This window comes from Anabaena sp. CA = ATCC 33047, assembly GCF_963870205.1.
GTDB lineage: Bacteria > Cyanobacteriota > Cyanobacteriia > Cyanobacteriales > Nostocaceae > Trichormus.
In genome coordinates this window covers 138,759-157,819 of sequence record NZ_CAWMSA010000067.1, presented here as the reverse complement: position 1 = coordinate 157,819, position 19,061 = coordinate 138,759, and the positions used below count along the sequence as shown (strand labels likewise).

The 19,061-nt window shown below is 35.8% G+C and carries 5 protein-coding genes; all 5 read left to right on the top strand.

Features of this window, described 5'->3' with window-relative positions:
- Nucleotides 1-3,870 (top strand): condensation domain-containing protein (locus tag AACS98_RS20140; RefSeq protein WP_198161167.1); only part of this gene is annotated, 3,870 nt, incomplete at its 5' end.
- 14 nt (nucleotides 3,871-3,884) lie between these two features.
- A complete protein-coding gene (locus tag AACS98_RS20135) occupies nucleotides 3,885-8,672 on the top strand; it encodes a non-ribosomal peptide synthetase (RefSeq protein ID WP_066383174.1) in 4,788 nt (1,595 codons plus the stop codon).
- Nucleotides 8,673-8,795: 123 nt separating this feature from the next.
- A complete protein-coding gene (locus AACS98_RS20130; RefSeq protein WP_066383173.1) occupies nucleotides 8,796-9,857 on the top strand; it encodes a TauD/TfdA family dioxygenase in 1,062 nt (353 codons plus the stop codon).
- A gap of 11 nt (nucleotides 9,858-9,868) precedes the next feature.
- Nucleotides 9,869-13,105 carry a non-ribosomal peptide synthetase gene (locus tag AACS98_RS20125; RefSeq protein ID WP_066383171.1) on the top strand — a complete coding sequence of 1,079 codons (3,237 nt, stop codon included), beginning with the start codon at nucleotides 9,869-9,871 and terminating at the stop codon, nucleotides 13,103-13,105.
- 206 nt (nucleotides 13,106-13,311) lie between these two features.
- The gene (locus AACS98_RS20120; RefSeq protein ID WP_066383169.1) at nucleotides 13,312-18,990 is read left to right on the top strand and encodes a non-ribosomal peptide synthetase; all 5,679 of its coding nucleotides are present in this window, start codon (nucleotides 13,312-13,314) and stop codon (nucleotides 18,988-18,990) included.
- The last annotated feature ends 71 nt before the right edge of the window (nucleotides 18,991-19,061 follow it).

Below are 19,061 nucleotides of genomic sequence, written 5' to 3'. Positions count from 1 at the left end.
GTTTCAGTTTATGAAATTTTCTCAGCCCTTTTATTTGGGGCAACTCTGCATATAGTACCTGAAGAAATCCGTGCTGATAGTCAAACTTTAATTAACTGGTTACAAACTCATCAAATTACCAGTGCTTACCTTCCACCTTTCATGTTACCTGGGTTAGTAAATTGGTTAAAACAACAACCAGAAACATTAGCATTAAGAAGGTTATTGGTAGGAGTAGAACCGATTGCAGAAAGCACTTTAAAAACTATTAATAACCATATTCCCGGATTACACATTATCAACGGATATGGTCCAACAGAAGCTACTATTTGTACTACCCTTTATTCTGTACCATCTCCATCAGAAAATCAACGTTACACACCTATTGGTAAACCTGTAAATAATGCCCAAATTTATTTACTTGATCAACATTTGCAAGCTGTACCAATCGGTATTCCTGGGGAAATCTATATTGCTGGTATTGGTTTAGCACAAGGTTATTTGAATCGTCCTGAACTGACTAAGGAAAAATTTATTGAACATTATTTTGAGCCATCAAAATCAACTCGTTTGTATAAAACTGGAGACATCGCTCGTTATTTACCAGATGGCAATATAGAATTTATTGGACGCAGTGACCATCAAGTTAAAATTCGTGGTTTTCGGATTGAGTTAGGCGAAATTGAAACAGTTATCAAACAACATAAATCGGTACAAGATACCATTGTGATCACAAGAGATGATATAGCTGATGATAAAAAATTAGTTGCCTATGTAGTACCACAATCTCCCGAACAAGATAATTTTGAAACTGATTATGTTGCCGATTTAGAATTACTTTATGATCAGTTTTATAGCTGGCAATTTTCTGATCAAGACCCCTCAATTAATTTGAGAGTTTGGACAAGTCGTTATACAAATCAACCAATACCAGAACCAGAAATTATTGAATGTGTTGAAAATACAGTAGAACGTATTCTATCTTTGAAACCTGAGCGTGTTTTAGAAATTGGTTGCGGTACTGGCTTGATTTTAACAAGAGTTACCCCCCATTGTCAGCATTACTGTGGTGTAGATATTTCCGAAACTGCTCTACAATATTTACAACAATTATTAGAAAAACGCCAACCAGAACTATTACCGAAAGTCAATCTTGTACAAGGTATAGCTGATAAATTAGAGGGAATAGAACCAGCATCTTTTGATGTAATTGTCCTCAATGAAATTATTCAAAACTTCCCCAGTATTGATTATTTAGTCAGTGTTTTAGAACGTGCAGTTAGCATCCTCAAACCCGGTGGTTCTATTTTCCTCGGTGGTGTGCGGAGTTTGCCACTTTTAGAGGCTTTCCATACTGGTGTTCAACTATATCAAGCTGATTCTCAACTAACTATCACCGAGTTCAAAAAACGAATACAAGACTCTTTACAAGCAGAAAACGAGTTAGTTATTGCTCCTGATTTCTTCACTGCTCTACAACAGCATCTACCACAAATTGGTGCTGTAGATATGGAATTGAAGGGAGGGATTTATCATAACGAACTCACACAGTTTAAATATGATGTAGTTTTGCATTTAGGAAATCGAATTAATGCCCATGAAAATCAACTTTGTTTAGATTGGCAGCAGCAAGAATTTTCTATAGAAAATGTATATAAGTTGTTAGTTGATAAGCAAATAGCAGCTTTAAAAATTACCAAAATTCCTAATGCTCGTGTATTTAAGGAACTCAAAACATTAGAATTATTAGAAACAGCAAATGAATTAACAACCGTTGAGCAATTAAGAGCAAGATTAAAAACTTCTGTAAATACTGGAATTGAACCGCCAGAGTTTTGGCAAATGGCTAATTTACTTGATTATCAAATAAAAATTAATTGGTCAGAAAATAGTAATAATGGTACTTATGATGTAGTCTTTTGGAAACCAATTTCTATAGATAAGCAAGGAGAAATTCAACAAAAGATAGTAGTCAATAGTTCTCATCATCCTGAATCTTGGAGTGTTTACGCAAATCAACCATTACAACAAAAACAAGAATTACAATTAATTTCTCAACTGCGGACATTTGCTCAAAGCAAATTACCAGAATATATGCTTCCGCAATTCTTTGTGGTCTTGCCAAGTTTACCATTAACTCCCAATGGTAAAATAGACCGTAAAGCACTACCCAAACCAGAGCGCAGAACCACACAAACAGAAAATAGTTTTACATCTCCTCGCAGTTCCACTGAAGAAACACTAGCAGAAATTTGGACTCAAGTATTAGGTTTAGAATCTGTTGGTATTTATGATAATTTCTTTGACTTAGGTGGCGATTCAATTCTGAGTATTCAAGTTGTCGCCAAAGCTAACCAACAAGGTTTACAATTAACACCTAAACAACTATTTCAACATCAAACAATTGCCGAATTAGCAGCAGTTGTTGGTACAGAATCAACAATTCAAGCTGAACAAGGTTTAGTTACAGGTGATTTACCACTAACACCTGTTCAATATTGGTTCTTTGCAGAAAATTTCTCTCAACCACATCACTACAACCAAGCTAATTTATTAATAGTCAAAGAAGCTATTAATCCTGATTATGTGCAGCAAGTTGTACAGCAGTTGCTTGTCCACCATGATGCTTTAAGGATACAATTTACAAAAACTGATTCCGGTTGGCAACAGGTGAACGCTGGTGATGATGTGACATCAGAAGTTATCCAATTTGATTTATCAGCATTATCAGCAATAGAACAACCATTAGAAATTACAAAAATTGCTGAACAATTACAAGCAAGCCTCAACCTGTTTACAGCACCTTTAATGAAAGTTGCTCTGTTTAATTTAGGTGAAAACCAACCTAGCAGATTATTATTTATCATTCATCACTTGCTAGTTGACGGTGTTTCTTGGCGGATTTTATTAGAAGATTTCCAAACAGCTTACACTCAATTGAGTCAAGGAAAAGCAATTCAATTTCCAGCGAAAACTACTGCATATAAACATTGGGCGCAGCGATTAGTAAATCATGCCAAATTACCAGAAATTGAACAAGAAATTAATTATTGGTTGACAGCAGGTGAAAAACAAATTTCGGCTTTACCAGTAGATTTTGATAACGGGATTAATATTGTAGAATCTGTTGGTAAAGTATCCATTGCTTTGAGTGAATCAGAAACTCAAACATTACTTTATGAGATTCCCTCAGCTTATAAGACCCAAATTAATGAAGTGTTGTTAACGGCATTATCCCAAACTTTTGCTAACTGGACGGGAGAAAATTCTTTATTAATTGACTTAGAAGGTCACGGACGAGAATCACTATTTACAGATGTGGATTTATCCCGTACTGTAGGTTGGTTTACTTCTGTATTTCCTGTATATTTAAGCTGGGGTAAAAATGCTGATTTAATCCAAATCCTCAAAACTGTTAAAGAACAACTACGCCAAATTCCCAACCAAGGTATTGGTTATGGTTTATTGCGTTATTTAGGCAGGGAAGAAGTTATTCAAAAAATCAGTGCTTTAGCAAAAGCGGAAGTGAGTTTTAATTACTTAGGTCAATTTAATCAACTTTCTGATAATTCACAACTTTTAACACCTGCTACTGAAGCAATTGGTTCTGAGCAAAGTCTTTTAGCAAGACGTTCTTATTTGTTAGAAATTGATGGTTTGGTCATTAATAATCGTCTCCAAATTGATTGGACATATAGCCAAAATGTACATCGTCAAAGTACGGTAGAAAATTTAGCCCAAGGATTTATAAATACATTAAAATCTTTGCTTAATCGCAGTCAATCGCCAGATATGGGTAGCTATACACCTTCGGATTTTGCTGCTGCCAAAATTGGTGAAAAAGATTTCAATAAGTTACTGAATAAACTCAATACTAAAGTCAAAAAATAAAAGGTCAAAAAGATATGAATACAGCAAATTTAGCAGATATTTACGAACTTTCACCTTTACAACAGGGGCTACTGTTCCACACAATTTATGCTCCCAATTCTGGGATATATTTTGAGCAGTTTTGCTGGACTTTAGAAGGTGATTTTAATGTCGCAGCATTTAAACTAGCTTGGGAAAAGGTAGTAGAAAGACACCCAATTTTACGCACTGCATTTTATTGGCAAGATTTAGAAAAACCCTATCAAGTTGTATATCAACAGGTAGAGCTTCCTTGGGATTTTCACGACTGGCAAGAATTTTCTGCTGAAGTACAAAAACAAAAGTTAGAGGCTTTTTTACAAGCTGATAGACAGCGTGGCTTTGAACTTTCTCAAGCTCCATTAATTCGGTTAAATTTGTTCCGTTTGGATGATAATACTTATGAATTTGTGTGGAGTAGTCACCATATATTATTAGATGGTTGGTCTGAATCTTTGGTTTTTAAAGAAGTTTATGCTTTTTATCAAGGATTTTGTCAAGGTGAAGATGTCAAATTAAATTCACCTCGCCCCTATCGAGATTATATTAATTGGTTACAACAACAAGATTTATCTAAAGCAGAGGCTTTTTGGCGTAAAACACTCAAAGGTTTTGACAAGCCTACAACCTTACTTTTAGATAAAAATCCTGGCATTTTACCCAGTTTAGATGAAGATTATGATTGGCAGAGAATTGAGTTATCCAAGGCAACTACAACCGCTTTACAATGTCTAGGAAAACAGCACCAATTAACTTTAAATACGTTGGTACAAGGGGCTTGGACAATACTTTTAAGTCGCTATAGTGGCGAGTTTGATATTGTTTTTGGTAGTACCTCTTCCGGTCGTCCTCCTAATTTGCCCGGTGTTGAAAATATGGTGGGTTTATTTGTAAATACCTTACCTTTGCGGGTGCAAGTGACAGAAGATGCTTTACTTTTACCTTGGTTAAAAGAGTTACAAAATCACCAAATCGAGGTGATCCAGTATGAATATAGTCCTTTGGTAGAAGTACAAAGATGGAGTGATGTCAATAGAGGTCTGTCTTTGTTTGAGATTGGCTATGTATTGGAGAACTATCCAGTTGATGCGGCTTTAGCTCAGGGGATAGATGGGCTGAAAATACAAAGTGGGCAGTTTTTTGAAAAGACCGATCATGCCCTGACATTGATAGTAGTATCAGATGCTGCCCTCACATTAAAACTGTTGTACGACACTCGTAGATTTGATCAGCAAGCGATCGCTCGGATGTTAGGGCATCTCCAAACTTTACTGACGGGCATGGTGACAAATCCCACAGCCCGGTTATCAGAGTTGTCCTTGCTTTCTCAAACAGAACAACATCAATTACTGGTAGAGTTTAACAAGACTAAGGCTGATTACCCCCAAGATAAGTGTTTACATCAACTTTTTGAGGAACAGGCCATCAGAACACCGGATAATATAGCTGTTATATTTGATGGTGATTCACTAACCTATAAACAATTAAATGAACGTGCTAATCAACTGGCAAATTATTTACAAAAATTAGGGGTTGGTTCTGAAGTTTTAGTAGGAATTTGTGTAGAGCGATCGCTAGAAATGCTAATCGGGATTCTTGGCATTTTAAAAGCTGGTGGTGCTTATGTGCCATTAGATCCTAGTTACCCTCAAGAACGTTTAGCATTCATGCTCAACGATACTCAAGCACCGATATTATTAACCACAAAAAACCTACTGGGAGACTTACCAGAAACAACAGCCAATATAATTTGTTTAGATACTGATTGGGAAAATATTAATAATTACAGTTCAGAAAATCCCCTAAGTAGCGTTAAGGAAAATAACCTAGCTTACGTCATTTATACTTCTGGTTCTACAGGTAAACCCAAGGGTGTACAAATTGCTCATGGCAGTGTGGTCAATTTCTTAGAATCCATGCGGCAGCAACCAGGGTTAACTGAATTTGATACACTTTTGGCGGTGACATCCATATCTTTTGATATTGCCGCACTAGAACTATATCTACCATTAATTTGTGGCGCACGTCTGGTAATAGTCAGCCGTGAAATAGCAATGGATGGGGAAAAATTAAGTCAGAATATTGCCGCTACTGGTGCAACAGTCATGCAAGCAACTCCAGCGACTTGGAGAATGTTACTAACCTCTGGTTGGGTTGGTAGTAAACAGTTAAAAATTCTCTGTGGTGGTGAAGCTCTGACCTGTGATTTAGCAGCAAATTTATTAACAAAAGGTGCTGAACTGTGGAACTTATATGGACCGACAGAAACCACAATTTGGTCAACAGTTTCTCAAGTAGAAACTAGCAAATTATCAATGTCTTTAGTGCCGATTGGTCGCCCTATTGCTAACACCCAAATTTATATTCTAGATCAGCAATTACAGCCTGTACCGATTGGTGTACCTGGTGAGTTACATATTGGTGGTGCAGGACTATCACGGGGCTATTTAAATCGCCCAGAATTAACCACAGAAAAGTTTGTTCTCAATCCCTTTAAAAATGGAAAATCACCACACCTATATAAAACTGGTGATTTAGCTCGTTATTTACCAGATGGAACGATTGAATGTTTGGGAAGAATTGACCATCAGGTTAAAATTCGTGGTTTCCGCATTGAGTTGGGAGAAATTGAAGCTAACCTCAATCAACATCCGGGAGTAGAAGTAAATGCTGTCATCGCTAAAGGAGATACTCTAGGCGAAAAACGCTTAGTAGCTTATGTAGTCCAAAATCCTCAATATCAAGGTGATTCTACAAAAATTGAAAATCAGCAAGTATCCCAATGGCAGTTAGAGCGATCGCCAAGCAACAGCAAAACAGAACTAAGGACAATCACAAATAATATTGCGCCTATACCTGAGCGTCCTTTGCACAGTTACGCCAATAACCCTCTACAGGCAAAAGTAACCCGTGAATTAATCCCACAACTGCGTCAATATTTGCAGTCTAAATTGCCTGAATATATGGTTCCTTCAGCTTTTGTATTGCTGGATACCTTACCGCTCACACCCAACGGTAAACTAGACCGCAAAGCTTTACCAGAACCAGACTTAGGCAGATCCGAACCTGAAACTAAAGATGCAGTAGCCCTTACTCCTATCCAAGAAATATTAACAGGAATATGGAGTCAAGTTTTGGGTGTGTCATATATTGGCATTAACGATAACTTTTTTGATTTGGGTGGACACTCACTTTTAGCAACTCAAGTAATATCCCGTGTGCGGGAAACATTTCAAATTGAGTTACCATTGCGTTGTTTATTTGAATCTCCCACCATTGGGAAATTATCAGCATCTATAGAAGCAGAAATCAAAACGCAGCAAAATTTACAAGTTCCTCCCCTTGTACCAGTGTCAATAGATGGAGAAATACCCCTTTCTTTTGCTCAAGAAAGATTCTGGTTAATGTCTCAAATTACTTCCAATAATGCCCTATATAATAATACAGTCACTTTAAAAATCAGTGGAAAATTAAATATTTCTGCTTTAGAACACAGCATTAATGAAATAGTTCGTCGTCATGAAACCTTACGGACAACATTTCCCATAGTCCAAGGAAAACCTAAAATTGCTATCAGTCCTACACTCAATGTTAATTTAGCCATCCTAGACCTACGGGAATTAGATCCACAAACAAGACACGAAAGAGCTTCACAAATAGCTAAACAAGAAGCTAAACAACCATTTGATTTAGCGCAAAGTCCCCTGCTCAGAACTACATTATTATGGCTAGATAGCACAGAATATATATTGCTATTAAACCTACACCATATCATTTCTGATGGTTGGTCAATGGGAGTTTGGATAGAAGAAATAACCGCACTTTATCCAGCTTATTGTGAAGGGAAAACATCACCTTTACCAGAGTTAGCAATTCAATATGGTGATTTTGCAGTTTGGCAACGTCAATGGTTACAAGGTGAAGAATTACAAAAACAATTAAATTACTGGAAACAGCAACTAGGGTCAGATTTACCACCTTTAAAATTGCCCATAGATAAACCCCGTCCTCAACAAAGTAGTCAACAAGGTAAGAAAATAGATTTTTCATTACCACTAGATTTAAGTAAGCAATTACAACAGTTGAGTCAGCAAGAAGGTGTAACTTTATTTATGACCCTATTAGCAGCATTTAAAACCCTGTTGTACTGCTATTCAGGGCAAACTGATATTAGGGTGGGTTCTCCCATAGCGAATCGCGATCGCCAAGAAATCGAAAAATTAATTGGCTTATTTATTAACACCTTAGTTTTACGTACAGACTTATCCAGAAACCCCAATTTCCGAGAATTATTAGGACGAATCAGAGAAGTAACATTAGGTGCTTACACTCACCAAAACTTACCTTTTGAAAAAATTGCAGAAGAACTACAACCAGACAGAAATCAAACTAATTTACCCTTATTTAAAGTGTGGTTTGTTCTCCAAAATGCTCCTTTAGGCTCTTTAGAATTACCCAACTTAACCTTACAACCATTAGATATTCACAACGACACAACCGGATATGATTTAGGGCTTTTCCTGGACGAAACACCAACAGGAATTAGCGGATGTTTCGAGTACAGCACCGATTTATTCTTTGCTGACACAATTACTCAAATGGCTGATAATTTCCAAACATTACTCACAGAAATTGTAAATACACCAGACCTCACACTAAATGAAATAGCAGCCAAATTTAACGAAACTCAAAAAGCTCAGAAAACCAACAAAGCCAAAGAATTAGAATCTACTAACCTCAAGATGTTAAAGAATATCAAACGTCAATCTTTTTCTCGTTCTTAGAAGTTATTCCTGTCCCCTCTCCTAAGAGGAGAGGGTTAGGGAGAGGTTCAAGAGAGGTTTAGATAGGAGTTCTTCGTTAGATTTTAGGCTTTTCAAACATACTTTAAATAACGAAAATTTATTATGAACAACCAAGAAATAGCCAGTTTAAGTTTAAAAAAAATAGGTATTAGCCGGAAATCTGTCAAAATATCCCCAGCAGAGTTAACTCGTACTAGCTACTTTTCTGACGAACAACTCATACCCTTAATAATTCAACCTGCTGTAGCCAACGTCAATATTTTAGAGTGGGCAAACCAAAATCAAGAAACCATCCACACACTTTTAATCAAACACAAAGCCTTACTTTTTCGAGGCTTTAACATTAATTCACCCACACAATTAGACCAATTGATCAAAGCCACATCCAAAGGAGAACCAATAAGTTATAATGACCGTTCATCACCACGTCACGAAATTAGCGGTAAAATCTACACTTCCACAGATTACCCAGCCGAACAAAGTATTTTTCTCCACAGCGAAAGTACATACTGTTTAACTTGGCCACAAAAAATTTACTTTTGTTGTTTGCAACCTGCCGAAACAGGAGGAGAAACACCAATAGCTGATACACAAAAAATTTTTCAACGCATTTCTCCCCAAATTCGTGATAAGTTTATAAATAAACAAGTATTATATGTCCGTAACTATAACGATGGTTTTGGATTAACGTGGCAGAATGTTTTTCAAACATTAGATAAAGCGATTGTAGAAGAATATTGTCACAATAACGCCATTGAATTTGAATGGAAAACAGGTGATAGACTCAGAACTAAACAAGTACGCCCAGCAGTAATTAAACATCCAATTACAGGTGTAGAAGTTTGGTTTAATCATGCTGCCTTCTTTCACGTCACAACTCTAGAACCAAGAATTTATCAAGCATTAATATCAGAATTTTCCGAAGCTGACTTACCCCATAATACATATTATGGTGATAGTTCTCCCATTGAACCCGAAACATTAACAGAAATTCGTGCTGCTTATGCACAAGAAACAGTAACATTTCCTTGGCAAGCAGGTGATATTCTCTTCTTAGATAATGTTCAAGTTGCCCACGGACGCAAAGCATTTAAAGGTAATAGAAAAGTCCTAGTCGGTATGTCAGAACCCTGTAGTTATAGTAATTTGAAACCAAACAAATAAAGGACAAAAATATGCAAAATACAAATATAGAAACATTACCAGAAACAGTAGAAGGTTATCAACTATCACCCCAACAAACATATATATGGCAGTTACAAGAACAGGATAAAAATCAGCATTATCGCGTACAAATGTCTGTAATAATTGACGGTAATCTCAACAGGGAAGTTTTTAAATTAGCAGTTGAGAAAGTAGTCAACCGTCATGAAATCCTGCGTACTAATTTTAAAAATGTACCTGGATTAACATTACCCCTACAAATCATTAATCCAAAAAACTCATCATATTATCAAGAATTAAACCTCTCACAATTAGATTTACCAACCCAACAAGCAAAGTGCAAAGAATTGTTTCAAGAATCAAAGAATATTAATTTTAATTTTGCACAAGATTCTCTATTAAATACATATATTTTAACTCTGTCTTCTCATCAGCATTTACTGTTGATATCCTTACCTGCTATTTGTGGAGATGTAAAATCATTACAGAATTTAGTCAGCGAGATTAAAAGTTTATATACTGATAATTTAGCATCATCTGAAATTACTGAAGAACCTTTACAATATGTAGATATTGCTACATGGCAACAAGAACTATTGACAAGCAGCGATAGTGAGTTAGGAAAAAATTATTGGCAGCAACAAGATATTTCTGCTGGCATCAATCTTAAACTGCCCTGGCAAAAACAACCCATTCCTAGTCAAGAATATCAACCAGGTATTTTAAGTCAAAAAATCAATTCTAGCTTGGTAGAAAAAATCAAACTTTTTGGAGATAAATTTACAACTCCGTTAGATAATCTATTCTTTGCTTGTTGGCTAATTTTAGTTTCGAGACTCACCAGCGAATCAGAATTAATCATTGGTACAGCTTTTGATGGTAGACCCTATCAAGAATTAGAGTCAGCTATGGGTTTGTTAGCAAAATATTTACCAATTACAATTGAATTAGATAACCAACAGACAATTATTAATTTAATAGAACAGATTGCCGCAAACAAAGAAGAAGCCAAACAATGGCAGCAGTATTATAACTGGGAACAGATTAATAAATTTGATAATTTAGCTGTGGGTTTTGATTATCAAGAAATAAAATTACAACCAAGTAATCAAAATATTAATTGGTTGATTGATAAAATTGAATCATATTTAGATAAATTCAATCTGAGGCTATCTTGTATTGAAAATCAAGGTAATTGGCAATTAAATTTTTATTATAATTCTAATTTATTCTCATCGGTAAATATCGCTAGTGTAGCAGCACAGTTTGAAACTTTATTAGCAAATGTAATATCTGAGCCAGACACAGCAATTAGCAAGTTAAATATTCTCCCAGAAAAGGATTACCAACAACTAATTTATGAATTCAACAACACCCAAACAGAATTTCCTCAAAATAAGCTCATTCATCAACTATTTGAACAACAGGTAAAAATCAACCCGGATAATATAGCTGTTGTCTATGAGGATAAACAACTTACCTACAAAGAACTCAACGCCCGCACTAACCAAATCGCTCATTATTTGCAACAAAATGGAGTAGTACCAGAAAGCATAGTTGCTATTTGCTTAGAACGTTCTTTAGAAGCAATTATTAGCATTCTTGCTGTACTCAAAGCTGGGGGAGCATATTTACCATTAGACCCCAACTTTCCCACACAAAGCTTACTTACAAGGTTAGAAGACGCTCAAGCACAAATATTATTAACCAATTCTGCTATTCAACAACAACACCCCACACTCACAGCACCTGTTGTTATTAATTTAGATACAAACCAAGCAGAAATTAGTAATCATAATTCTGAAAATCCCAATATCCAGATTACAGAGGAAAATTTAGCTTATATTATCTATACCTCCGGTTCTACAGGTCAACCCAAAGGAGTTGCAATTGAACATCGACAAATTCTCAATTACCTCTACAGCATTCAACAAAGATTAAACCTGCCTAAAATTGCAAGTTTTGCTTTAGTTTCCACCTTAGCAGCAGATTTAGGCAATACATCTATTTTTCCAGCTTTGTGTAGCGGAGGTTGTTTGCATCTCATCTCTAATGAACGTGCAACGAATGGAGAAGCATTAGCTGATTATTTTCGTCAAAAACCCATTGATTGTTTAAAAATTGTACCTGCACATTTAGAGGCTTTATTAACTTCTGAATTTGCTGCCGATTTATTACCAAAAGTACGGTTAATTTTAGGAGGAGAAGCTTGCAGTTGGGAGTTAATTAAAAAGATTCAGTCTTTAAATCCTGAGTGCATAATTATCAATCATTATGGGCCAACTGAGACAACTGTAGGAGTATTAACTTATCAGGTTGAACAGATTGATACAAACTCTCAAACCGTACCTTTAGGTAAACCCTTAGCAAATACCCAAGTTTATGTTTTAGATGCACAATTGCAACCTGTACCCATTGGTGTACCCGGTGAATTATATATTAGTGGTGCTGGTGTAGCTAGAGGTTATCTCAATCATCCTGAAATCACCAATGAAAAGTTTATTCAACATACTTTTCATGACTCAATATCACAACGTCTATATAAAACTGGTGATTTAGTTCGCTATCACGCTGATGGCAATTTAGAGTTTTTAGGCAGAATTGATAACCAAGTAAAAATCAGAGGTTTCCGCATTGAGTTAGGAGAAATTGAAGTTGAACTTTCTCAACATCCAGATATTCAACAAGCAGTAGTTATAGTTAATGCAGATGAATATAACAACCAAAAGTTAGTAGCGTATGTGGTTCCTGAAAACCACAGTCAGTTAACATCTAATCAACTGCGAGACTTCCTCAAAGAAACATTACCAGAATACATGATCCCTTCTGTTTATGTATTCTTGAAGGCATTACCTTTAACAGCAAATGGTAAAATTGCTCGACAATCTTTACCTGCACCAGAACAGGTTAAACCAGAATTAGCAGCCACTTATGTACCACCTAAAACAGAAATAGAAAAAACCCTAGCAGAAATTTGGGCTGAAGTATTAAGGTTAGAAAAAGTTGGTATTCATGATAATTTCTTTGATTTAGGTGGACATTCTTTACTGTTAACTCAAGTCACTTCTAGGTTGTATAACGCTTTGGGAGTTGAGTTATCTTTACGTCAAATCTTTGCAACTCCTACCATTGCGGAATTAGTGGTGCTTGTTGCTGAAAAACAAATAGAACAAACGGACAGTCAATTATTAGAGCAAATTTTAGCAGAATTAGAAATTTTACCAGATTCAGAAATCAGCAATATTTAGTCAAAACTGTAGGTTGGGTTAAGCGACAGCGCAACCCAACAAAGTCTACAAAATGACGACACTGTTTAGCAAAGAAAAGGACATAAGATATATTTTGCGTAAGTCGTGAAAATCTTGGGTTTCTTCACCTCAACCGAACCCATATATAAATTAATTTTTATTTTTAAACAATCAACAAAACTACACAAATAAACCAGGAAAATAAAATGACTGATATTGCCCAAAAAATCGCCGCACTTTCCCCTGAAAAACGTGCATTACTGCTGCAAAAAATTAATCAACAAAACCAGAAGAAAACTAATTTTATCAAACCCCAAAGCAGGGATTCTAATACATTTCCTTTATCATTTGCTCAAAAAAGATTATGGTTTTTAGACCAATTAGAGCCAGGGAACCCTTTTTATAATATTCCCGGTGCTGTCCGACTTCAAGGTAATCTAAATATAAAAGCTTTAGAGCAAAGCTTAAATGAAATTATTAAGCGTCACGAAATTTTACGGACTACATTTACAACTGTAGACGGGCATCCTGTCCAAATAATTTCTCCATCTTTACAGTTAACAATACCAGTAGTTGATCTAAGTCAATCCACATTTCCAGAGCAAGAGGCACAAAAGTTAATTAGTCAAGAAGCTCTTTCTGCTTTTGACTTAGAATCTGGTCAGTTATTACGGGTGCGTTTACTGCAAATAAGTCAAAGAGAATATGTGTTTTTATTTACTTTACACCACATTATTGCTGATGGTTGGTCAATGGGTTTATTAGTGGAAGAATTAGCTACACTTTACCCGGCTTTTTGTACTAGGGAGCAATTACCATATTTGCCCAAATTACCAATTCAATATGCAGATTTTGCAGTGTGGCAACAAGAGCGGTTACAAGGTGAAGTATTAGAAAAACAATTAAATTATTGGAAAAAACAACTTAATAATATTTCTTTGCTATCTTTGCCTACAGATAAACCTAGACCTAATATACCTAGTTTTAAAGGTGCAAGCTATGATTTTGTTTTATCCTATGAGCTAACTGAAAAATTACGCTCTCTTAGTCGGGGACAAGGTGTAACTTTATTCATGACTTTATTAGCGGCGTTTAAGGTTTTATTGTATCGTTATACAGGTCAGGATGATATTTGTATTGGTTCTCCGATTGCTAACCGTAATAGAGAAGAAATAGAAAAGTTAATTGGCTTTTTTGTTAATACTTTGGTACTGCGTTCAGATTTATCTGGTCATCCCACTTTTACAGAATTATTATCTCGTGTAAAAGATGTAACATTAGGAGCTTATGCCCATCAAGATTTACCTTTTGAAAAGTTAGTAGAAGAACTACAACCAGAGCGTCATCTTAACTATAATCCATTATTTCAAGTTGCCTTTCAACTTCAGAATACCCCTACACAAACTCTGGAGTTACCAGAACTAACGTTGAATAACTTTGATAATGATGCTCATCAAACAGCAAAATTTGATTTAGATTTATGTTTATCTGAAAATGATACAGGATTAGTAGGTTCTTTTGAATATAGTTCTGAATTATTTGAATCTGCTACTATTGCGCGAATGGTGGCACATTTCCACAATCTATTATCTGCCATTGTTGATAATCCTCAAGCAACAATTTCTGAATTATCATTATTAACATTAGAAGAAAAAAATCAGTTTTTATTTGACTGGAATAATACCCAAATTGATTGGGAAAAAGATGTTTGTATTCATCAGCTAATTGAATTACAAGCACAAAAAACGCCTGATAGTGTGGCTGTAGTTTTTGGTGAGGAGAAGTTAACTTACCAAGAACTAAATCAAAAAAGTAATCAATTAGCATTTTATTTACAAAGTTTGGGAGTTAAACCAGATACTTTAGTAGGAATTTGTGTTGAACGTTCCTTAGAAATGGTGGTAGGACTTTTGGGGATTCTTAAAGCTGGTGGTGCTTATGTACCTCTAGATCCAGCTTATCCCCAAGAGCGTTTATCTCTAATGTTAGAAGATGCTCAAGTGAAGTTTTTATTGACTCAAAACAAATTATTAAATCATATTTCTCATCATCATTGTCAAATCATTTGTATAGATACAGATTGGAAAAAAATTAATAATTCAATTCCAAATTCACAACCGCAAAATCTCAATTCTTCTCACCTGGCTTATGTTATTTACACCTCTGGTTCTACAGGTAAACCCAAGGGTGTACAAATTAATCATGCTAGTGTTGTCAATTTTTTGCAATCAATGCGCCATCAGCCTGGATTAACTGAAGCTGATATCCTTTTGGCGGTTACTTCCATATCCTTTGATATTGCTGCATTGGAAATATATTTACCATTAATTTGTGGCGCACGTCTGGTAGTAGTCAGCCGTGAAGTAGCAATGGATGGGGAAAAATTAAGTCAAAATATTGCCGCTAGTGGTGCAACAGTGATGCAAGCAACTCCAGCCACTTGGCGAATGTTATTAACATCTGGTTGGGTTGGTAGTAAACAGTTAAAAATCCTTTGTGGTGGTGAGGCTCTTTCCTATGATTTGGCAGAAAATTTATTAGCAAAATCTGCTGAGTTATGGAATTTATATGGCCCAACAGAAACAACTATTTGGTCAACGGTTTATCAAGTAGATCCTAATAAATTATCAAAATCTTTAATTCCTATTGGTCGCCCTATTGCTAACACCCAAATTTATATTTTAGACCAGCAATTACAGCCTGTACCGATTGGCGTACCGGGCGAGTTGTATATTGGTGGTGCAGGACTATCACGAGGCTATTTAAATCGCCCAGAATTAACCACAGAAAAATTCATATCTTCTACTTTTAATCAGAAGTTATACAAGACTGGTGATTTAGCTCGCTATTTACCAGATGGCAATATTGAATATTTGGAACGTATAGACAATCAAGTAAAATTACGCGGGTTTCGCATTGAGTTAGGGGAAATTGAAACTACCCTTAGACAACATTATACTGTGCAGGAAGCGGTTGTTATTGCTAGGGAAGATGTACCAGGAAATCAGCAATTAGTGGCTTATATTGTACCAAAATTATCCGTTGATGTTTCCGAATTAATCGTAAAACTGCGTCAATATCTACAATCAAAGTTGCCTCAGTTCATGATTCCATCAGCTTATATGTTGTTGGATAAATTACCATTAACACCTAATGGTAAAGTAGACAGAAAATCATTACCAAATCCTGATACATCTCAACTAAAAAGAGAAAATGAATATGCAAAACCACGTAATACTATTGAAGAAAATTTAGTCAGAATTTGGTCACAGATTTTAAATGTCGAAAAGGTGGGTATTTACGATAATTTCTTTAATTTGGGTGGGCATTCGCTATTAGCTACGCAAGTAATGTCACGAATTCGAGATGAATTTAATGTGACTATTCCTTTACGTTGTTTATTTGAGTCGCCAACAATAGCAGGACTGGGGGAAGTTATTGATAGGAAGTCTGCACCTATTCTGGTTGAATATCCTCCTATTCAGGTGGTTTCACGGGATGAAGAATTACTACTTTCTTTTGCTCAACAACGTCTGTGGTTTCTGAGTCAACTAATTCCCAATAGTCCTTTATATAATCTTTCTGCTCCTGTGCGGTTGACTGGTTTACTGAATATACCTGCACTGGAAAAAAGTTTCAATGCGGTTGTGCAAAGACATGAAACTTTGCGAACTAGCTTTGTTGCAGTTGAAGGTAAACCAATTCAATTTATTACACCTAATTTAACTTTAGAGTTGCCGATTATTGATTTAGAAAACCTTGCACCAACTGAGCAAGCTAACCGAGTTGAAGAGATAGCTACTTCAGAAAAGTTACAACCCTTTGATTTAAATCAAGCTCCTTTATTACGGGTCACTTTATTGAAGTTATCTGCAACAGAATATGTGCTGCTGTTGACAATGCACCACATTATTTCTGATGCTTGGTCAATGGGGGTTTTAGTTCAAGAAATGGCAACTTTATATGAAGCTTTCTGTGCTAGTGAAAGTAACCCATTACCACCTTTATCGATACAATATGCTGACTTCGCTATGTGGCAAAGGAAATGGTTACAGGGGGAAGTTTTAGAAGCTCAATTAGCCTATTGGAAACAACAGTTATTAGGTGGTAATTTACCAACCTTAAAGTTACCTATTCAACGTGAACAATCTGCTATTCCAAGTTATAAAGGTGCAACTTACAATTTTGAATTATCTGAAGATTTATCACAACAGATTATAGAATTGAGCCGCCAGGAAAATGTAACTTTATTTATGACTTTACTGGCAGGTTTACAAACTTTACTTTATCGCTACACCAACCTATATGATATTGTGGTTGGTACTGATATTGCTAATCGCACTCAGACAAATACAGAATTACTAATTGGTTTCTTTATAAATTTGTTGGTTTTACGCACGGATATGCGCGGTAATCCCAGTTTCCGAGAGTTATTACAGCGTGTGCGTGAAGTCACGTTACAAGCTTATGCTCACCAAGATTTACCTTTTGAAAAATTGGTGGAAGAGTTAAGAAGTGAGCGAAATTTACAACAAACTCCTCTGTTCCAAGTATTGTTTGTTTTGCAGAATACGCCAACGACAGAAATTGAGCTTGCTGATTTAAAATTACATCCTCTGGAAATTGAAGATGGACAGTCTAAGTTTGATTTAGCTTTATTTGCGGTAGAAACTGAACATAAAATTTCTTTTGGCTGGAAATACAAAACAGATTTATTTGCAGAAACAGATATTGCTCGTCTATCCAACCACTTTCAAACTCTGCTCACTAGCATTGTCGCCGCACCAGATACCAAAATCAACTCCTTAGATATGCTAACTCCAGAGGAAAAACAAAAACAAATTACCGACAAAACAAAACGTCAGTCTGCTAACTTGCAAAAGTTCAAAAAGGTTAAGCCAAAAGCTGTTAGTTTTGCTGAATCACAATTAGTTAAAACTGATTATCTTCAGCCAGGAGAAACTTTACCTCTTGTTTGTCAACCCAATACATCTGATTTGGATTTTATAGATTGGGCTAAAAATAATCAGCAATTTATAGACAGTAATTTGTTTAAACATGGTGCTATCCTATTCCGAGGATTTAACGCCAATTCAGTAGCGGATTTTGAAACCTTTGCTCAAGCTGTTTGTCCAGAATTATTTGGTGAATATGGTGATTTACCCAGGGAAGGTTTAGGTGGTAAAGTCTATGGTTCTACACCTTATCCGGCAGATAAAGCAATTCTCTTTCACAATGAAAGTTCTCACATGCACAGATGGCCAATGAAAATATGGTTTTACTGTGTACAGCCAGCGCAAGAACGGGGAGAAACACCAATTGTTGATTGTCGCAAAGTTTATCAATTACTCAATCCTGAAATTAGAGAAAGATTTGCCGAAAAGGGATTAATGTATGTGCGTAACTACACAGACGGATTAGATGTAAGTTGGCAAAACTTCTTTCACACCACTGATAAAGCAGCAGTAGAAAAATTCTGTAAACAGAATGCTATTGAGTGGGAATGGAAAGCAGATGGAGGATTAAAAACTAAAGAAATTCGCCAAGCGATCGCTCAACATCCCAAAACAGGTGAATCGGTATTTTTTAATCAAATTCAGTTGCACCATATCGCTTATTTAGATTCTTCAGTCCGTGAATCTCTGTTGTCATTGTTCGGTGAAGAAAATCTCCCAAGAAATGTTTATTACGGTGATGCTACACCAATAGAACAATCGGTAATTGATGAAGTTACATCTGTTTATGAGCAAGCTGAAATTGCTTTCCCTTGGCAGAAAGGCGATATTTTAATGCTCGATAATATGCTCACGGCTCACGCACGTAATCCTTATGTGGGTAAGCGGAAAATTGTGGTAGCGATGGGCGAAATTGTGAATAGTAAGTAACTCAAGCTTAAAACTTAATACCCAGATCCCCGACTTCTTGAAGAAGTCGGGGATCTATCAAATGTTGAAAT